Source organism: Bacillus sp. IBL03825, from assembly GCF_024712505.1.
Lineage (GTDB): Bacteria > Bacillota > Bacilli > Bacillales > Bacillaceae_G > Bacillus_A > Bacillus_A wiedmannii.
Genome location: NZ_JAMXKE010000001.1, coordinates 2,972,425 through 2,991,138 on the forward strand (window position 1 = coordinate 2,972,425; position 18,714 = coordinate 2,991,138).

Below are 18,714 nucleotides of genomic sequence, written 5' to 3' on the forward strand. Positions count from 1 at the left end.
TTTTCATATCTAGAACACTTTTTTCACCAGACTATTCATCGTTTCAACTGGAATAAACAAAATATACGGCACATATGTTTAAGCAGTGGTCAATTGTTGAAAGGGATGAAGAGTATGACACAGCTGAACTTTGAAGAGAATTTATTAACGAAAGTAGCTTGGTACTATTATAAAGATCAATTAACACAACAGGAGATCGCTTCACTTCTTCATATTTCAAGAAATAAAGTCGTCCGGTTATTAGATAAGGCGCGCAGTGAAGGTATCGTTACATTTCACGTAAAAGGGACTGGTTTTCACTGTTTAAGTATTGAACGTGACTTAATGAAAAAATTCCATTTAAAAGATGCTTTCATTATCCCTACTCCAATAGACAATTATCACGCTTCTCTCGGAAAAGCTGCTGCACAGTATTTAGAAACTCAGCTCCAACAAGGCGATTTACTCGGCATTGGATGGGGTGAAACAATTAGCAAAATGCTAGAAAACATTCATTTTGAAACTTCCATTAATCTTTCAATCGTAACGCTAACAGGCGGAGTAAATCACTATCTCCCGAGAAAACAAAACTATTTACACTACATGCAAGGCGATCTTCATATTATCCCTACACCGTTTCTAGCATCTACAACCGAAATGGCACAAAGTATTCTATCAGAACCGAGTGTCAAAGATATGCTTCATGTCGCTTCACTTGCTCATACAGCTATTGTTGGTATTGGAGGATTATCTCAAGACGCTACGATTGTAAAAGAAGAAAAATTAACGCTACGTGAAATGACATATATTCGTAGCCAACACGGCGCTGGTGATATTTTAGGACAGTTTTATAATACGAATGGTGATTTATTACATCTTCCGCATCACAACCGCCTAATTGGTACGCCACTCTCTATCCTTCGCAAAATGAAGCATGTCGTTGGTGTTGCTGGTGGTACAGAAAAAATAGACGCCATTTACGGAGCTTTAAAGGGGAGATTTATTCATACATTAATTACCGATGAGGAAACTGCCCTCTCCTTATTACGAAAGGATGGTGAGTGTTAATGTCTCATTTATTAGCTTTCGATGCTGGTACAGGAAGCATTCGAGCTGTTCTTTTTGATTTACTAGGTAATCAAATTGCGGTCAGTCAAAAAGAATGGGTTCATAAAACGGATCCTCGTTATCCAGGCTCTATGAATTTTGATGTAAAAGAAAACTGGCACCTTGTACAACAATGTACGAAAGAAGTTTTACAAAGAAGTAATGTCTCTCCCTCTTCTATTCAAGCTATTAGCGCTACTAGTATGCGAGAAGGTTTTGTTTTATATGATAAAGGTGGGCAAGAAATATGGGCTTGTGCAAATGTTGATGGGCGCGCATCTGCTGAAGTTAGTGAACTAAAAGAAATTCGGTCACATCTGGAAGAAGATTTATATACAAGATCTGGGCAAACTTTTTCATTAGGTGCTTTACCTCGCCTACTTTGGATTAAAAAACATGAACCAGACGTCTATAGCAATATTCATTCTTTTACGATGTTAAACGATTGGATTTTATATAAATTAAGCGGCGTACTGCAAATCGACCCCTCAAACGGTTGTACGTCCGGTATTTTTAACTTACAAAATAGAGTGTGGGATAACGATGTCGCTAAAGAATGCGGTCTAGCTTTACCATTTTCACCAACAGTAAATGAAGCTGGTACAGTAATTGGCACCGTCACAAAAGAGTGTGCAGCATTAACTGGATTACGTGAAGGAATTCCTGTCGTCGCCGGGGGCGGAGATGCACAAATGGCATCACTTGGAACAGGAGTCGTGAAACCTTATCAAACGTTAGTATGCGGAGGCAGTTTTTGGCAGCAAGAAGTGAATGTTACAGAACCAATAACGGATCCATATGCTGCGATTCGGGTAAATTGTCACGTCGCACCTAACCTATGGCAATATGAAACGATTGCCTTTTTCCCAGGCCTTGTTATGCGATGGTTTCGAGACGCTTTTTGCCAAGAGGAAAAGAAACTTGCTGACAAACTTGGTGTAGATGCTTATGAATTATTAGAAGAACAAGCGAAAGACGTACCTGTCGGTTCACATGGCATTATCCCTACTTTTTCAAACGTTATGAACTATATTTCTTGGCGTCATGCCGCACCTTCTTTTTTAAATTTAAGTTTAGACGCTGACAAATGCGGCAAAAAAGAACTGTTCCGTGCTATTGAGGAAAATGCTGCCTTCGTTACACTTGGTAACTTAAAATTAATAGAAAATCTCACAGGGACATTCCCTTCTGAAGTCGTGTTTGCTGGCGGTGCCGCTAAAGGAAAACTATGGCCACAAATTCTATCAGACGTACTCGGTATCCCAGTAAAAGTACCAGTTGTAAAAGAAGCAGCTGCTTTAGGAACTGCGATTGCTGCCGGAGTTGGTGCTTGCATATATTCATCTATGGCAGAAACTGCCGAACAGTTTGTACAGTGGGAGCACATATTCGAACCAATTACTGAAAATCACGAACTATATAAAGAGTTCTATGAAACATGGAAAACTGTATATGACAGTCAGCTTGCTTTAGCTGATATAGGGCTCACCTCACATATGTGGATTGCGCCTGGTGCACTGTAACAGATTACATTACATAAAGGAGTGAAATGTATGTTAAAAGTGAATGAAAATGATTTCTCCTATCGCTTCGGTGATAACGGGCCGAAATATTTAATACAAGGTCCGAATATTGATCTTGGCCTTGTTGTCATTCAGCCTGGGCAGGAGTTTCAAAATCACTTTCATACGACGTGCGAGGAAGTCTTTTATGCATTAGAAGGTGAAATTGATTTCTATGTGAATAACGAAAGAGTTCCGATTAAACAAGGCGATGTATTGCAAGTTCGTCCTCATGAATCTCACTATCTTATTAACCATTCTGATAAACCTTTTAAAGCAGTTTTTATAAAGTCACCACATTTACCAAATAAAGATACGGTACAAACGGAAAATCCAACATTAACGAAGGAGTGATTTCAAATGACTTGGGGATTTAAAAATCGATTAAACACAATCTTACCTGATGGCAGAGCGGTTATGTTAGCGATAGATCACGGCTACTTTTTAGGACCAATTCACGGCCTAGAACAACCGCTGGAAACGGTTAAAAACTTACTTCCTTATACAGATTCCCTCTTTTTGACGCGTGGTGTACTTAGCTCTTGTATTCCTGAAAACTGCAGCACACCGATGGTTATGCGTGTTTCAGGTGGAGCTACTGTCGTCGGTAAAGATTTAGCGAATGAAACAATTGTTACACCTGTAAAAGAAGCAGTAAAACAAAATGCAATTGGCGTCGGCGTTTCAGTTTTCGTCGGATCCGACTATGAAACACAAACAGTTTCAAATCTCGCAAATGTAGTTTCAGAAGCTCACGATTACGGTCTGCCAGTACTCGGCATTACCGCTGTTGCAAAAGAACTACAAAAACGTGAAGCTCGCTTTCTAGCACTTGCTTCCCGCGTATGCGTTGAAATGGGAGCTGACATTATTAAAACGTATTACTGCGAAGGATTCGAAAAAATTACAAGCACTTGCCCTGCCCCAGTCGTCATCGCTGGCGGACCAAAATTAGACTCAATTGAAGACGCATTAAACATTACGTACAATGCACTGCAAGAAGGTGCAATCGGAGTAGACATGGGCCGAAATATTTGGCAATCTGAACATCCTGCTGCGATGATTCAAGCAATTCATGGTATCGTGAAGAATGGATTGAATGTGAAAGAGGCACTCCAATTATACGAAGATGTAAAAAATTAAAATAAACGACAGACTATTACACTTAAATATATACAAAATCAATACTTACTATAAGAAAAAGCCTCTATGTTAGATTACTAAGTAACCTAACATAGAGGCTTTCTTTTACATTTTTTTGTTCCTGATTTGGTCAGATTTCTACAAATCGCGTACGTTCCAAACAATCTCACCGCGCTCCCCCCACGTACTGTGATGCCGATGAAACCCTATCTTTTCTAATACCCGGAAAGACGCCGTATTCCAAGCGCCTACAGTTGACCAAAGTCTTTGGCGCCCCGTAGCAATCGCAGCCTCTAGCACTGCTGATGCTGCCTCTGTCGCATAACCATTACGATGAGCACTTTGGAACAATTCGTATGCAATTTCCGGCTCTTCAAGCGTGGAACGACCGATGATTAAGCCACAGTATCCGATAAAATCCCCTTCTTCTCGCCTACGTATAGTAAGAAGAGAAATACCATTTTCAGTTGCTTTCTTGCGCATTTCAATAAGGGCGCTACGAACAGATTCAACAGTTGGCATATCCACACCACGTTCACCAATTAATTTTCTAAGCCAGACTGCATCGGATTCCTCCCACATATTCAGATCGAGTCGTTCTGTTTTCAGCTGGAACGCCATATCTTTAAAAACAGCTGTCATAGCCGTAACCTCCTATTCATATCACTGCACTACTTATAATAGTTTCGTACTTTACCATATGGAAAACCTGCTTCATTCTCTAAATTTTCTTGCATCAGCATACAAAATTGTTATTTTATACATAAGCAATTCCGCTGCTAAATAGACCTTGTAATGAAACTTCATTTTAAGTCTACAATATTTGATTTATGAATGATTTTAGATTTACACTTAATATTTACATTTAAAAATGTATCGTCATTTCGCTGACTAAAATCCGTTTATTTTTACTTTTATGTCCCTTAAAATAATCAAGCCCCTTTCCAAACTGGATAAGGGGCTTGATTGACATCTTCAAACAATTACTCTTGTTAATCGCTATTGAACTTTCTTACCGTCTTTATAGTCAAGGCAGGACACTTCAATTAACAATCCATTAAACATTGAAAAATAAAAACCATAACTACTACCTCTCATAGAATACGGTGCCTTTTCTATTTCAATGCCTCCAGCTACTAATCGATTATATGCTTGATCAACTTCACTTGAAGTATCGACTAAAAAACCAATTTGAAAAGCTTCGGGATACATCACTTCCTTATTCCCCTTAAATGCTTTTGGATCGCTTAACACAAGTATAAATCCACTCTCATCACTCATTACTACTAGCGCCTTTCCCTTTTGCTCTAAAAATTGAAAATCAAAAAATGTTTCAAAGAAATGTCTCGCTTCTAATAAATCATCAACACATAGATTCAAGTGATTCAACTTCATTCGCTCATCTCCTTTTAAGCAGAGGGTATATAGACTCATTTTCATAACATTTAAATATGTAAGGAAAGATATTCAAGCGTTCCGTCTAAGACTATGCTTCATAGTCTAATACTTTTTTCTATAGTCTAGAACGTTTTTTAAGACTGCAATTCCATAAACCGTTCGACGTGAAATACTATTTTACCTATATAAAATAGCCACATTATTTATTTTTCAAATTGTGTAAAACCCAATCAATCAAGAAAATTGCTGAAGAGATACGCTCTGTCGTATCCCCTAAAAATAATTTATGAAGTAATGTCTCCAATTGAATTGGTTTATTAGGCAACACTTGAATATACCTTAAAACAGATCCCGCTGGCGGTGTAGGTTTGTTATTAATAGCCCATATCCCTTCTAACAATGTCCAAGTTGACGTATGAACAATGTATGAAGCTTTTAACTCATCATGTGCTTTCATAGCAGACTGAATTTTAATGAGCGAACTACGCAACCAATGAGAAATACCTTTCACTTTGTCACTAGAAACACGATAGTTTTCAAATTCATATGCAGCTATTTCCTTTAACTTTTTCAACTCATTGCTTCTATCAAACAAAATTTCCCCTTCTAAAAATGTGTATAGTTCCATCGGGTTGTTTTTTAAGTTTACTAGTATTTGATTAACATCTGCATACTTATATTCAACTAAAATACCTTCTCTCGTTTCAGAATGAAATTTTTTCTTTTGTCCTTCTTCTAAAAGAATATAGAAATCTAAATCCGAATCAGGATATGCATCGCCTCTTGCGACAGATCCGATAAGCATACATCCAGTTACCTTATCTATTGATAAGATTTCAGCTACTATTGTTTGCACTAATTTTTTATGTTGTTCATGTTTAATAGATGTTTGTGTTTCTAACATTTGTAACCTCCAAACATATTATTATGGAGTTATTCCTCCCCTAAATATATTGTACTTTTCTTATAATCTCCTACATACTTATTCAACGATTGTCAGTTCATATACAATTGCGTCTTCACTACTTTTTGTTTGATCTTGAATCGTAACAATATCTCTAGCTTTTATTTTCGAAGCATTCACTACTTTTACCATCTCTGGCGGAACATATCCTCCATTGTTCTCTTTATTTAGTGGTAACCACTTTACTGATTTATCAGTCGCTTCTAAAATTTTATATTTAATTGTACCATCATATTTTATTTCACCAACAAGATCTTTTACTAATGTTGGTGTATATTTACCCTCTTCTTTTTTCAAAGAGATATGATCACCTATATCTAGGATACCGTTTCTTTTAGGCGCCTTCCATTTTGTTGGGTTTAAATCATTTAAACTTACTTTCACACTATCTTCTTTATTTGAACTATCATCTTTTAGAAATATTTCATTATAATTCTTATCAAGAATAATATACTCCTTCTGCTCTACTATTTTTGCACTGCTTTCACGTTTTTCTTCCTCATTCTTAGATACTTCTTCTTTCACATTATTATTACTACACGCTGATAATAACGTTGTCGCTAAAGCTGTCATTAGTAACATATTCTTCACTTCATTTACCTCCATTTATAACGAAACAATAAATCATATATCACATCCATATTTTACTATACATCAAAAAAAGAGGATATTTGTTTATTACTAAACAAATATCCTCTACTTTTATATATATTACGACTGTTGATAAGCCGCTTTCGATGATTTTACATAATAAACTGCGTGATCAACGTTAATGATATGATCTGGTTTTGGTTTGCCACGGCTCGCTCTATGTCCTGCTAAATGTTCTTCACTTGTTTCCCAGTTTTTCCATGCTTCTTCAGATTCCCAGCGAATCATAACGACAACTTCTTCATCGCCGCGTCTTACTTTTTTCACAAGAACACTTAAGTCGATGAACCCTTGAAATTTTTCAATAATACCTTCTCCAGTGAAACGTTCTACAACTATATTTGATGTACCTTCTTTTACTGTAAATGTTTTCGTTTCAATAAACATATAATCCACTCCCTCTTCTTATTACGAATACTAGTATTCTTCTATTATAGTTGATTATGATAATTATTTTCAATTAAAAAGTTTTAATTGTTTGAATTAAGCTGTTTTCTCTTCAACAGCTTCATCTAAAAATTTGAAATAAGGAAGGAATAATCCTATTAAAGAAGTAACACATATAATCGCACCGATAATAAAGTATAGTGCTCTTATTCCCCACATTTCACTTAATATGCCTCCTAATAGCACACCTAACGGCATAGAAGATCGTATGAAAAATAAACGCACTGAAAATATTTGTCCTATCATATTGTTTGGTACTGTTTGTTGGCAAATTGTTGTGTTATGAACATTGAAAAATGAAATACAAATACCTGCAACTACTTCAATGAACACCGCAATTACTATACTATGATTGAACCCTAGAGAAATGTATGTAAGTCCTCCTATAAACAATCCACCAAGCATAAGTATACGCCGGCTTTTACACGTTACTTTTCCGACTAGTATAGATCCAACTACATAGCCAAACGGGAAACCAGCCATAAAATAACCAAACTCCGCATATCCCGCTGACAGCTCATCTTTTATATAAGGAAGATTTGTAACCAACGTTACCCCAACCCCAAATTGCACGAAAGTAAGAAAAATACCTAGCCAAACGATAACTGGTTTTGTGAAAAAATATGTAAAACCGTGCAGAAACTGTTCTAACCACGTTTTCCGAATGGGTTGTGTTGTTCTCCTCTCTTTTATATTAAGTAATAATGCACCACTAACAAATAGACAAATACATACGCAAGATAATGTAAGTTCTGTTCCAATCAAATGAATGATTACTCCGCCTAATACCGGCCCAAGAAACATCATCAGACGAGCCATTCCATCAATAGACGCATTTGCGTCTTGAAGCTGTTCTTTACATACAATGCTCGATGTAATTGCTTGACTTGCAGGTGTATACAGCGGCGTAATAAGTCCAATTATTATTTGGACGGCATATACGTGCCAAACTTCTATACTACTAGTAAGTAACATGACTAACGGCAGTAAGAAGATCGAAGCTCGCACCCATTGCGAAAATATCATAATCCACTTCCGGCTCCATTTATCAATAAATGGGCCACTTATTAGTTGTAGTATGAGTGACGGGATAAAGTATAGTAACCACATACTACTTAATGCTGTTTTTGACCCTGTTAATTCATAAACAAGAATCGAATTACATAACGTTCCGAAAGCCCCGCCTAACTCTGAAATTGCACTGCCAATCCACATATAAAAGAACGAACGGTTTTTCAATACATCTTTCAATTTCATACACCAACTTTTCTACTAGATTCCTCCCTCTATGTGCATTCTAGTTGCATATTATCTATTTAAAAACGCGTCTAATTCTTTCGCTAACGACTGTACTGCTTTCTTTCTCAATACATATTTCCCCTCATGTATATCAACTAACTTCGCTGCACGTAACAATTTCAAATGGTGATGTACAGTCGATTTACCGAGTTGCAGTCTTTCTGTAATTTCCTGCAATGTTCGTTCTTTTTCAAACAACATTTTTACAATGCGTAATCTCGCCTCATCTCCAAGAACTTTATGCTTTTGAACTAAAAAATAATTCGGTTCATATAGATCTTCAGGATGGATGCTTTCGTTTGCGACTGGGTAATGAAATACTTTCGTATCTTCAATATCCGCCTCAATATTCCACGGTCTGTACGTCATTTGCGGGATAAGAAGTACATTATGAACACTTGGTTCTGGCATATAGTTCACACCGCCAGTCGCCCACTCGACAAACTCTTCTGATTTCATCTTTTTATTCATTTCATTTTTCGCTTCATAATCTCGTTTTAATATAGATAGTATTTGCTCTTCCTCTTTCTGAATAACACTCTCATACCAACCTGTCATAACAGCGATTAAATGAGATTTCAGCACTTGTACATGAACATCACATATAAAACGAATATACGTAGAGAAAAACGGATGATCTTGTGTCAGTTCCTCTAGTTCATGTATTGCAGTTACGTCCCCACTTGCTGCTAAATGTCTTTGCCCTTCATACTTCTCACCTAAAAACGGTAAACATATATACTTCAAATCTACTTCTGAAAGCAAATCGATTTTAGCATGAAACTGTGATAAGTCCTGAAACTCTCCCTTATACAACAACTGAAGCAACGCTTTCCACGTATTATGTTCTTCTACAAACTGTAAGTGCTCTCTCATTTCTTCTGTTAATGATTCCTTAATTTCTTCCCATTCATTTTGACTCTTTTCAAGAGTATCGATTAACCTTTTATGAGTAATTGCCGCAATGCCAAGCCCGCATTCGAAAAGTATCGAATATTTTACTTGAACGTTATAAGTTTCCCTCTTTCTACTCGTTATGTGATAGACCTCCATTTTTATCCCCTCCTTGTTTGCTATATATCAAATTCTACTTTTATCGAATTTCACCTTCTATATTTTTAGAATTAACAAAATTTAAGTTAAAATACATTCATTCTAAATTAAGAAGAATAGGAGCTTTTTTATATACAAATAATAACTTTCAAGGAGTTGTTGACATGCATTTCATATTGAATATGTTAGGGATTTTCATTGTAATCTTATTCGTTTTCCTCTGTTCGCCTAATAAAAAACAAATAAAATGGAGACCAATCGTTATTCTAATCATATTGGAGCTCTTTATTACGTGGTTTATGTTAGGCACGAAGCTCGGCAGTATTATCATTAATAAAATCGCGTCATTTTTCAGTTGGCTACTAGCATGCGCGAATGAAGGTATTCGGTTTGCCTTTCCTTCAGCTATGGAAAATCAAACCGTTGATTTCTTCTTTAGTGCATTACTTCCTATCATTTTTGTTATCACGTTCTTTGATATTCTTTCGTACTTCGGAATCTTAACTTGGATTATTGATAAAGTAGGTGCAGTTATTTCAAAGATTTCTCGTTTACCAAAGTTAGAAAGCTTCTTTTCGATTCAAATGATGTTTTTAGGAAACACTGAAGCACTTGCGGTTGTTCGTGATCAATTATCCGTTTTAAAAGAAAATCGTTTATTAACTTTTGGAATTATGAGTATGAGTAGCGTTAGCGGATCCATTCTTGGCGCTTATTTATCAATGGTTCCGGCAACATATATTTTCAGCGCAATCCCTTTAAACTGTATTAACGCATTAATTTTAGCCAATGTATTAAATCCTGTGGAAGTTTCAAAAGAAGAAGATGTCGTATATACACCTGCAAAAGATGAAAAAAAGGATTTCTTTTCTACTATTTCAAACAGTATGTTAGTTGGAATGAATATGGTTATCGTTATTTTAGCTATGGTAATTGGTTATGTAGCATTAACTGCATGTTTAAATGGGATTTTGGGCTTTTTTGTAACAGGTTTAACAATTGAAAAAATCTTCTCCATTATCTTTAGTCCTTTTGCTTTTTTACTCGGTTTATCTGGCAAGGATGCTATGTATGTAGCTGAATTAATGGGGATCAAAATAACGACGAATGAATTTGTTGCAATGATGGATTTAAAATCGAACCTAAAGTCGTTACAGCCACATACGATTGCGGTTGCAACTACATTTCTAGCTTCTTTTGCTAACTTTAGTACAGTAGGTATGATCTACGGAACTTACAATTCATTATTTGGCGGAGAAAAATCATCCATAATCGGTAAAAATGTTTGGAAGCTTCTTGTTAGCGGGATGGCAGTTTCCTTATTAAGCGCTATGCTCGTTGGGCTTTTTGTATGGTAAATAATCTTTAAAATAAAAGACACCCAAGCTAATTGAGTGTCTTTTATTTTTATTTTCGAATCTGACCATTTCCACGAATCACATATTTTGTAGAAGTTAATACAGGAAGTCCCATTGGTCCCCTTACATGTAGCTTTTGTGTACTTATACCAATCTCTGCTCCAAATCCGAATTCAGATCCATCAGTAAAACGAGTGGATGCATTATGATACAGTGCCGCCGCATCAACAGATGTGAAGAACTTATTGACGTTTTCCTCGTCCTCTGTAATAATCGCTTCGGAATGCATAGATCCATACGTATTTATATGATGAATCGCTTCTTCTATAGAAGAAACTACTTTCACTGCCAGCGTGAGTGATAAAAATTCTGTACCCCAGTCTTCTTCTGAAGCAAGTACAGTTGAAGAATCAATTGCCAGTGCATTCTGATCTCCACGTAACTCCACGCCTTTTTCCTTCAAAGATGAAAACAACTCGCTACCAAATTGCTGCGCCCACTTCTCATGAAGTACAATCGTTTCAATGGCATTACATACAGATGGACGCTGCGTTTTTGCATTTATAATAATATCAATTGCCATTTGTTTATCCGCTGTTTCATCAATCAAAATATGACAATTTCCTGCACCCGTTTCAAGTACTGGAACAGATGCTTCTCTCACTACCGTATCAATTAATTGTTTGCCGCCTCTTGGAATAAGAACGTCTAGGTAATCATTCATTGTAAACAACTGCTTTGCGCTATCCCGCGTTGTATCTTCTATAAGTTGTACACTTTCTGGAGGCAAATTTGTTTGTTTGAGCGCTCGGTGAATAACGGCAACGATGGCTTTGTTAGAATTGATAGCAGAAGAACTACCACGTAATATAACTGCGTTTCCTGTTTTTAAACAAATTGTAGCAGCATCTACCGTTACATTTGGCCTTGCCTCGTAAATCATCCCAACAACACCAAGTGGTACACGCATCTCCTGAATAGATAATCCATTTGGTCGCTCCCATTTACTTACACATTCTCCAACAGGATCACGTAATTCAATTAACTGCTTAATTCCCTCTGCCATATCAATAATACGCTGCTCATTCAGCATAAGACGATCAAGGAGAGAATCGGAAAATCCTTTCGCCTTACCTTCTTCAATATCCCGTTTGTTTTCCTCTAAAATATAAGCTGTTTCTACTATTAACTGATCCGCAATAGCAGCAAGTGCTTCATTTTTTTGACTTGTAGATTTTAGTACAAGTTCTCTAGCAATTTCTTTCGCTTTTTTTCCCTTTTCCAACACTTCATTCATCTTTTTTCCCCCTTTTTAACATCACTATTCTTAAAGTGAAACCCAATAATCTCTATGAATGACTTCATAATTATGCCTATCGCCTCTTGCTTGAATATCTTGGCTTTGCATACCTTTTACATCTCTTAGTTCCTCAGCACTATATGTGCATTGCCCTTTTCCGATGACACGCCCTTGTTGCGTCATTACTTCTACGACATCGCCAACTTTGAAAAATCCTGACACATTCGTAACGCCAGCAGGAAGAAGACTCTTACCATGTTGAATGATAGCAGTAGCTGCTCCGGCGTCTATTTCAATTTGTCCGCTAACAAGTGAATGCAAGGCGATCCATTGCTTGTTCATCTTCATTTCTTTTTGAGGAGCATTACCGATATACGTTCCATCACCTTTTCCCTTCAAAACATCTACAAATTTCTCTTGTCCACGTCCAGTTCCGATAAATACACTTACGCCGAGAGAAAGTGCTGTCTTCGCAGCATCAATTTTTGATTTCATACCGCCAGTCCCAAGTTTTGAACCAGCATCTCCTGCAAGAGAAGCGATTTCTTCCGTAACTTCAGGAAGGAAATAATATTTTTTCGCATCCTCATTTTTCTGAGGATTTTTGTCATATAGACCGTTCACATCCGTAAAAATCATAAGCGAATCCGCCGAAACAAGTCCGCTAACTAAAGCTGACAGCATATCATTATCACCGAACGTTAGCTCTTCTAAAGAGATGGAATCATTTTCATTTATGATTGGAAGAGCGGAACGGTTTAGTAACTCTCCTAAAGTAGCGTAAGCATTACTATATTGTTCTTTTCTAGAAAAATCACTTCTCGTCAGCAATAATTGCGCAGTAACGATACCATATTTACGAAATTCCTCCGTGTACGCCTGCATTAACAAACTTTGTCCGACAGCTGCAGCAGCCTGTTTTCCTTTAATTGTCACAGGTCTGCTAGGATATCCTAGAGCCGAAAAACCTGCAGCGACAGCCCCAGATGTAATTAACAAAACTTCATGCCCTTCATCTTTCAATCGAGCCAATGCGGCAACGTGATCTGAAAGTTGTTCTTTAGAAATGCCTCCGTGACTATCTGCCAAGGAACTACTCCCAATCTTTACAACAATTCGTTGTTTTTTCACTTTTTTATCCCCCAAGTCTAAAATCAAAGTTTTTTATAAATTACACTTCTATTTATACAGCTTGCAGCGATTCTATTCTTTTCAATGCTGCGCCTAGCCTATTTAAGAGCAAAATAAAAATGACCGCTTCGCCCTTAATAAAATAAAAAGGACGAAACGGTCATTGTTCCGCGGTACCACCTTAATTGATATACATAGATATCCACTTGGCGCCTATAACGCAGGCGAACGCCTAAACTTTCATTTAAGACTCAGGGATAGGTTCGATATATTCTATACGAGGAATCTTTCAGCCGGTGAATTCCACTCTCTTTCGCAAGAAGACATATGTACTATTTCCCTTCAACGATTTTCGGTTTAATTTTTTATATTATGCGATATAGTTTGATTTGGTGTCAAGAAGTATTTTTAAAAATAAATAGAGCGGCAAGTTACTTGCATGAAATTATTGATCTACTGAATGAAAATATAAATCGATATAAGTTTAACTCATATTCATAAACATAATACCTTAAATTATATTGTATATATTTACAGAATGTCGAATATAATTGTTTTTTATCTTTTAGTGTTGCAAAAAGGAATATATTCTCTTAGAATGTTTCTTTATATTGCATGGAGATGTCATTGTTATTTTAAGATAACAATTTCAAAAGAATATAATTTATTATAAAAGGAGCAAGATTGAGTTATTATGGATAAACAAATTGGATTCATCGGTTGCGGAAATATGGGAATGGCTATGATTGGTGGGATGCTAAACAAAAAGATAGTGTCTGCAAATAATATTATTTGTTCGGATTTAAACAATACGAATTTAAAAAATGCTAGTGAAAAATATGGGCTAACTACAACTACTGACAACAATGAAGTAGCTAAAAATGCTGATATTTTAATTTTATCAATTAAACCAGACCTATACGCATCAATCATTAACGAAATAAAAGAAGTAATCAAAAATGATGTTATCGTCGTAACGATCGCTGCCGGGAAAAACATTAAAAGTACTGAAGAAGCTTTTGCTAAAAAATTAAAGGTTGTAAGAGTAATGCCTAACACCCCTGCTCTTGTTGGAGAAGGTATGTCTGCGCTATGCCCTAATGAAGTGGTGACAGAAAAAGATTTAGAAGATGTGCTAAACATTTTCAATAGCTTTGGTCAAACAGAGATCGTAAGCGAAAAATTAATGGACGTTGTAACATCTGTAAGTGGTTCGTCGCCAGCATACGTATATATGATTATAGAGGCGATGGCAGATGCTGCTGTACTAGATGGTATGCCTAGAAATCAAGCATATAAATTCGCAGCTCAAGCTGTATTGGGCTCTGCAAAAATGGTACTAGAAACAGGCATACATCCAGGTGAATTGAAAGATATGGTGTGTTCTCCTGGCGGAACAACGATAGAAGCTGTAGCAACATTAGAGGAAAAAGGATTACGAACTGCAATTATTTCAGCAATGCAGCGCTGTACACAAAAGTCTGTTGAACTATCTGGTCAAACGAAAAAGTAAAACGATAAAAGAGATTACGTTAGCTATAAATTCACATGAGTTCAACTAGAAAATAGTGGATTACATACTCTCCGGTTTTCACTAAATAATAAATGGACAAACTCATAGATGCTTGAGTTTGTCCGTTCTTTTGATTATACTACAATAATTTTATTTATATCTTCTTTTGAAATTTTAGTTTTACCCCTTCCTTATTCCCTACTATGATTGTGTAATTTTATTAGAAACTAATAATTTTTCAATGCATTTCGGTAACATATCTAATAGCGTTTCAAATGCGTAATTTACATCTAAACGTTCTGTCCATTGATGTGCATCTTTTCCTACCGGTCCCATATTTAATACTGGAACGTCAAACTCTTCCAATTCCTGAAGCGGAATCGAGTAACCTTTATCCCATAATGGCATATTGTCTACAAGTGAACTCATTGAATCTAGTGGATTCTGTAAGCCCACATAGCTCAAATCTGAAATTCCTCCAAAATAGTTTTGGTTTTTAAATGTAATGTTATGATTGTAGTGAGCATACTTTTCCATTTCTGCAACTACTTCTTTAATTAACAAGTTGTTGCGTGAACTTACAGCTGGATAATATGGCGGAGCAAAGAAAAGTACAATCATCGGAGCCTTTTCTTTACATAAAATAGCTAGTTTATCTACTAAATCAATTGTTACCGCACGATCATCTTGATCTTCTCTATTTTTTATTATACTAGATTGAATATCATCTATTTTCTCTTGCCCATGTTGTTCAATTGCATAAGCGATAAGCTCTTCATACGTTAAAACATTTACTTTCATATTAGGCGGTATAAACGGATTATATTTAGAAAAACGATATGCTTGCTTTTCATATGATTCTTCTATTTTCTCTGCTACTTTCGTTACTTTTTGACGTAACAATGAAATGACATCTGTCATCGTTTTTTCTAGTAAAAACAAATTGAACAATGTGACGGCACGATGCGGAATTTGTACAGAATAATCCTCCTTTAAGTCCCGTTGAAGTAAGTTAGTTGGCGGAGGACTCGCTTCTCCTTCTACAACATCACAAAGGTCCGTATTCAATTCTAATTCAGCCGTTAATAAAGCAGCCATATAACTCCCATTTAAACCTGCAAATGGTTCACCTACATGAGTTTCTTTGCCATAGCAAAGAAATCCAGGTAACACTTTACCAATAGAACCAGTATAAATATACTTATTTCGGTCACCAGGATGTCGTGAAAACATAGGCTCTGAATTTAATACCGTTTTATAATCTAAATCGTGTTCTCTTGCTAACTCTAATAATCTTGGAACAGCAGCCCTCATCCCCACCGAGTTCACTTCTTCATCTGGAACAGCTAATAAAAGAACATTTCCGTCAAATCTTCCTACACAAGCTTGCTCAATCATTGCCATTTGTAATGCGAGGCCGCATTTCATGTCCATTGTTCCTCTACCAAATAGCCAATCCCCTTGTTCTATATCTTCACGTACTTGATCTGGTAGTTCATCTTTATGAGAATAAAACATAGACGTTAACTTTTTAGGATTGAATGCATTTTCTTTCCACACTCCGTAATCTTGTACATCTACAACATCAAAGTGACTAACTAGAATTACTGTATTTTTCGTACTATCGCTTTTCTTTACTAGGGCTGTAACAAAAAATCGTCCGTCCCCCGTCGGATTTTTTTGCAAATGATGTGGGTTTTCTTTGAAGTACTGTAAATCAGATAATTGCTCCACAACAAAGTCTGGCAATATCACTTCGGCTTCTGTACCTGTAATACTAGGAATTTCAACAAGACTGCTTAATAATTGAATCAATTGTTCTTTTGATTGCCACTTTGACATGTAACCCCCTCCTATTTTTCCGCATTATGAAAATGAATTCCAGTATATGAATAAAAAATGACGACAGTTATCAAAATTATAGTTCTGATGTACTGCCGATTTTTATTGATATTTCATGAGCTGCTTGTTTTACCTTACTAATAAGAAAAGATAGTCGATCATCATTTATGAGATGACTAATTAACCCAACACTTAATGCTCCTACTACTTTATGATTAAATCCGATAATAGGTGCAGCTACTGAAGCTGTCCCTTCTGTTTTTTCACCATAACTTACCGCATATCCTTCAGTTTTTATTTGCTTTATTTGATCTAAAAGAATGTGCTTTTGTTCTGGTAATGAAGAAAGTAAATGTTCTACAATATGTTCCATTTCATTCGTTTTCATATTGGCAAGCATCGTTTTATTTGCGGCACCAATTGAAAGTGGAATTTGTTCCCCTAAGTTATCAATAACTCGAATTTTTAAAGGGCTATCCATTCTTTCCATGATAATAGAATGTGTGCCATTTGGAATGTTCAAATAAACACTTTCTTCCACTTCAGAGGCTAACCGCTTCATCACTTCTCTTGCAACCGATCTGTAGTCTACCTTCTCCAGTTGACGTAATCCTATTTCCATCCACATTGGCCCAATTTTGTACTGTTTCGTTTCTGAAATTTGCGTAACTAACCCATGCTCGATTAAAGAGTTAAGTAATCTATGTACTGTACTAACGGGGAGATGTGTTCTGTCCGCAATATCAGAAATAGCCCAATACTCTTTTTCATTTGTAGAATTTAACAACTTTATAATACTTATCGCTCTATCAATGGACTGTACCATAACTCACCTCAACTTGACTTGTAATATATTAGTACGCTCAATTACCTATCAATTTAACAAAAATTTAAAATGAAATCAATCTGTTTATTCAATTTTCTAAAAATAAAAATATACTAACGACAATAATTTGAAAGCTTAATCAAAAAAATATTGACTTTTCTTTTTTAATTACCTGAAAATTAAACTATGGATGTGATTAAACTCCAATTAGGATTTGAACTCCCCTCATAAAAACTATTATTTAAATAAAAACTCTCCTTAAATAAAAAGAATTAAGGAGAGTCTTTTATAAACGATAAAATTATAGTTCAGATTTCACCCGAACAGAAACATTATTTTTAATTATATTTTTGACTTCTTTAAAGCTAACAAAATTGTTAATTTTCTCATCCCAAAGACGGAAGCGAAGTGAACGTAAGCTTGTAAAATGAAGTGGCTCCTGCCTTTCTAAAGAAATTCTCATCACGAGGAATCCCTTTAAACGCTTTAATTATGACGATCGCTATTTCTGCTTTTTCTCTTTTGACGAGCGTTGTAGCTGCCAAAATAGTTTACTTATGGTTAATTTCCATTTCTGGCGTCATAACTATAATTGTTTGGATGTCAATTTGTGTTTCTCAATTCTTTTTCCGTAAACATTATTTAGCCGAAGGTGGAAAATTACAAGACTTAAAATTCAAAACTCCACTTTATCCTCTCGTACCAATTCTTGGATTTGGATTGTATGGCATTATATTAATCAGTCTTATCTTTATCCCTGAACAACGACTTGGAATCTATTGCACTGTACCATTTATCATCTTTTGCTACACCTACTATCACTTTAAAGTTAAGAAAAGAATTTCTGCTAATACTCATAGTGAAACTAAAATTAGTGAGACTATGTAATACTATACTTATATATAAAAGACCGCACATGGCTTTCAATTCATATGCGGTCTTTTATCTTTTATCATTTTCACTTTTTCTTTCGTTCCTTCATTTCCCTTTACTTTTGGAAGACAAGTCAGTATTTCTATACTCTTTTTCTTTGATTTCAAGTTATGCGAAGAATGATGTCTGTATCATTTCAACAGTCCATACTACTAGCAATTTTGATTTCTTACTGTTTATAAGTTAATAATTTTCCTTACTATCACTG

At 35.8% G+C, this 18,714-nt stretch carries 17 protein-coding genes, 2 pseudogenes and 1 other annotated feature; of the genes and pseudogenes, 7 read left to right on the plus strand and 12 right to left on the minus strand.

Translation table 11 applies throughout. The features are described from left to right. The first annotated feature begins 114 nt into the window (after positions 1–114). From NHG49_RS15260 to lsrF, 4 genes are read left to right on the plus strand one after another with little or no spacing between them, the layout of a single operon-like run. A complete protein-coding gene (locus NHG49_RS15260; protein WP_098102484.1) occupies positions 115–1,047 on the plus strand; it encodes a sugar-binding transcriptional regulator in 933 nt (310 codons plus the stop codon). Next, a complete protein-coding gene (gene lsrK / locus NHG49_RS15265; protein WP_258126206.1) occupies positions 1,047–2,609 on the plus strand; it encodes an autoinducer-2 kinase in 1,563 nt (520 codons plus the stop codon). Before NHG49_RS15260 ends, lsrK begins: the two co-directional genes overlap by 1 nt. A gap of 30 nt (positions 2,610–2,639) precedes the next feature. Further along, positions 2,640–3,002: a cupin domain-containing protein gene (locus tag NHG49_RS15270; protein WP_064475623.1), complete on the plus strand. Its 363-nt coding sequence runs from the start codon at positions 2,640–2,642 to the stop codon at positions 3,000–3,002. 6 nt (positions 3,003–3,008) lie between these two features. Further along, a complete protein-coding gene (gene lsrF, locus NHG49_RS15275; RefSeq protein WP_000219778.1) occupies positions 3,009–3,791 on the plus strand; it encodes a 3-hydroxy-5-phosphonooxypentane-2,4-dione thiolase in 783 nt (260 codons plus the stop codon). A gap of 138 nt (positions 3,792–3,929) precedes the next feature. Here lsrF and NHG49_RS15280 read toward each other — a convergent pair whose 3' ends face one another. The 7 genes from NHG49_RS15280 to NHG49_RS15310 all read right to left on the minus strand — a co-directional run bounded on the left by NHG49_RS15280 (position 3,930) and on the right by NHG49_RS15310 (position 9,603). After that, positions 3,930–4,433 (minus strand): GNAT family N-acetyltransferase, encoded by a 504-nt coding sequence (locus NHG49_RS15280; protein WP_064475624.1) that lies wholly within the window; start codon positions 4,431–4,433, stop codon positions 3,930–3,932. Between the two features lie 357 nt (positions 4,434–4,790). Beyond that, the gene (locus NHG49_RS15285; RefSeq protein ID WP_258126209.1) at positions 4,791–5,186 is read right to left on the minus strand and encodes a VOC family protein; all 396 of its coding nucleotides are present in this window, start codon (positions 5,184–5,186) and stop codon (positions 4,791–4,793) included. A 202-nt stretch (positions 5,187–5,388) separates the two neighbouring features. Beyond that, the gene (locus NHG49_RS15290; RefSeq protein WP_098102486.1) at positions 5,389–6,093 is read right to left on the minus strand and encodes a nucleotidyltransferase domain-containing protein; all 705 of its coding nucleotides are present in this window, start codon (positions 6,091–6,093) and stop codon (positions 5,389–5,391) included. 78 nt (positions 6,094–6,171) lie between these two features. Further along, on the minus strand, positions 6,172–6,759 hold the full coding sequence (locus tag NHG49_RS15295; RefSeq protein ID WP_258126211.1) for a hypothetical protein: 588 nt from the start codon (positions 6,757–6,759) through the stop codon (positions 6,172–6,174). A gap of 105 nt (positions 6,760–6,864) precedes the next feature. Further along, complete coding sequence (gene hmoA / locus NHG49_RS15300; protein ID WP_064475628.1) at positions 6,865–7,191, minus strand: heme-degrading monooxygenase HmoA; 327 nt, start codon at positions 7,189–7,191, stop codon at positions 6,865–6,867. Positions 7,192–7,287: 96 nt separating this feature from the next. Then, the gene (locus tag NHG49_RS15305) at positions 7,288–8,508 is read right to left on the minus strand and encodes an MFS transporter (RefSeq protein WP_258126212.1); all 1,221 of its coding nucleotides are present in this window, start codon (positions 8,506–8,508) and stop codon (positions 7,288–7,290) included. 51 nt (positions 8,509–8,559) lie between these two features. Then, entirely contained in the window at positions 8,560–9,603 is a 1,044-nt protein-coding gene (locus NHG49_RS15310; RefSeq protein ID WP_258126213.1) for an ArsR/SmtB family transcription factor, read from the minus strand. 164 nt (positions 9,604–9,767) lie between these two features. Between NHG49_RS15310 and NHG49_RS15315 the strand changes: the two genes are divergently transcribed. Continuing rightward, on the plus strand, positions 9,768–10,961 hold the full coding sequence (locus NHG49_RS15315; protein ID WP_064475631.1) for a NupC/NupG family nucleoside CNT transporter: 1,194 nt from the start codon (positions 9,768–9,770) through the stop codon (positions 10,959–10,961). A 49-nt stretch (positions 10,962–11,010) separates the two neighbouring features. Here the strand turns inward: NHG49_RS15315 and NHG49_RS15320 are convergent, their stop codons facing one another. Beyond that, complete coding sequence (locus NHG49_RS15320) at positions 11,011–12,258, minus strand: glutamate-5-semialdehyde dehydrogenase (RefSeq protein WP_258126215.1); 1,248 nt, start codon at positions 12,256–12,258, stop codon at positions 11,011–11,013. Positions 12,259–12,288: 30 nt separating this feature from the next. Next, positions 12,289–13,392: a glutamate 5-kinase gene (proB, locus tag NHG49_RS15325; protein ID WP_064475633.1), complete on the minus strand. Its 1,104-nt coding sequence runs from the start codon at positions 13,390–13,392 to the stop codon at positions 12,289–12,291. 144 nt (positions 13,393–13,536) lie between these two features. Then, positions 13,537–13,747, minus strand: a binding site (T-box leader). 339 nt (positions 13,748–14,086) lie between these two features. Between proB and proC the strand changes: the two genes are divergently transcribed. After that, positions 14,087–14,905 (plus strand): pyrroline-5-carboxylate reductase, encoded by an 819-nt coding sequence (gene proC / locus NHG49_RS15330; RefSeq protein ID WP_064475634.1) that lies wholly within the window; start codon positions 14,087–14,089, stop codon positions 14,903–14,905. A 201-nt stretch (positions 14,906–15,106) separates the two neighbouring features. On the opposite strand, the gene NHG49_RS15335 is transcribed toward proC, so the two are convergent. The 3 genes and pseudogenes from NHG49_RS15335 to NHG49_RS15345 all read right to left on the minus strand — a co-directional run. Beyond that, positions 15,107–16,747 (minus strand): M20/M25/M40 family metallo-hydrolase, encoded by a 1,641-nt coding sequence (locus NHG49_RS15335; protein WP_098102492.1) that lies wholly within the window; start codon positions 16,745–16,747, stop codon positions 15,107–15,109. A 76-nt stretch (positions 16,748–16,823) separates the two neighbouring features. After that, complete coding sequence (locus NHG49_RS15340) at positions 16,824–17,573, minus strand: IclR family transcriptional regulator (RefSeq protein WP_258126216.1); 750 nt, start codon at positions 17,571–17,573, stop codon at positions 16,824–16,826. A gap of 301 nt (positions 17,574–17,874) precedes the next feature. Continuing rightward, positions 17,875–17,997: pseudogene (locus NHG49_RS15345) on the minus strand (fatty acid desaturase); the annotation flags it as partial. Positions 17,998–17,999: 2 nt separating this feature from the next. Here NHG49_RS15345 and NHG49_RS15350 point away from each other — a divergent pair. Beyond that, positions 18,000–18,461: pseudogene (locus NHG49_RS15350) on the plus strand (amino acid permease); the annotation flags it as partial. Between the last annotated feature and the right edge of the window lie 253 nt (positions 18,462–18,714).

Bases quoted from the DNA above. Each gene is read 5' to 3' on its own strand.
- NHG49_RS15305 (WP_258126212.1), bottom strand. From the start codon at position 8,508: ATGAAATTGAAAGATGTATTGAAAAACCGTTCGTTCTTTTATATGTGG.
- NHG49_RS15285 (WP_258126209.1), bottom strand. From the start codon at position 5,186: ATGAAGTTGAATCACTTGAATCTATGTGTTGATGATTTATTAGAAGCG.
- NHG49_RS15335 (WP_098102492.1), bottom strand. From the start codon at position 16,747: ATGTCAAAGTGGCAATCAAAAGAACAATTGATTCAATTATTAAGCAGT.
- NHG49_RS15340 (WP_258126216.1), bottom strand. From the start codon at position 17,573: ATGGTACAGTCCATTGATAGAGCGATAAGTATTATAAAGTTGTTAAAT.
- NHG49_RS15295 (WP_258126211.1), bottom strand. From the start codon at position 6,759: ATGGAGGTAAATGAAGTGAAGAATATGTTACTAATGACAGCTTTAGCG.
- NHG49_RS15320 (WP_258126215.1), bottom strand. From the start codon at position 12,258: ATGAATGAAGTGTTGGAAAAGGGAAAAAAAGCGAAAGAAATTGCTAGA.
- NHG49_RS15260 (WP_098102484.1), top strand. From the start codon at position 115: ATGACACAGCTGAACTTTGAAGAGAATTTATTAACGAAAGTAGCTTGG.
- NHG49_RS15315 (WP_064475631.1), top strand. From the start codon at position 9,768: ATGCATTTCATATTGAATATGTTAGGGATTTTCATTGTAATCTTATTC.
- NHG49_RS15270 (WP_064475623.1), top strand. From the start codon at position 2,640: ATGTTAAAAGTGAATGAAAATGATTTCTCCTATCGCTTCGGTGATAAC.
- NHG49_RS15290 (WP_098102486.1), bottom strand. From the start codon at position 6,093: ATGTTAGAAACACAAACATCTATTAAACATGAACAACATAAAAAATTA.
- NHG49_RS15280 (WP_064475624.1), bottom strand. From the start codon at position 4,433: ATGACAGCTGTTTTTAAAGATATGGCGTTCCAGCTGAAAACAGAACGA.
- proC (WP_064475634.1), top strand. From the start codon at position 14,087: ATGGATAAACAAATTGGATTCATCGGTTGCGGAAATATGGGAATGGCT.
- NHG49_RS15310 (WP_258126213.1), bottom strand. From the start codon at position 9,603: ATGGAGGTCTATCACATAACGAGTAGAAAGAGGGAAACTTATAACGTT.
- lsrK (WP_258126206.1), top strand. From the start codon at position 1,047: ATGTCTCATTTATTAGCTTTCGATGCTGGTACAGGAAGCATTCGAGCT.
- hmoA (WP_064475628.1), bottom strand. From the start codon at position 7,191: ATGTTTATTGAAACGAAAACATTTACAGTAAAAGAAGGTACATCAAAT.
- lsrF (WP_000219778.1), top strand. From the start codon at position 3,009: ATGACTTGGGGATTTAAAAATCGATTAAACACAATCTTACCTGATGGC.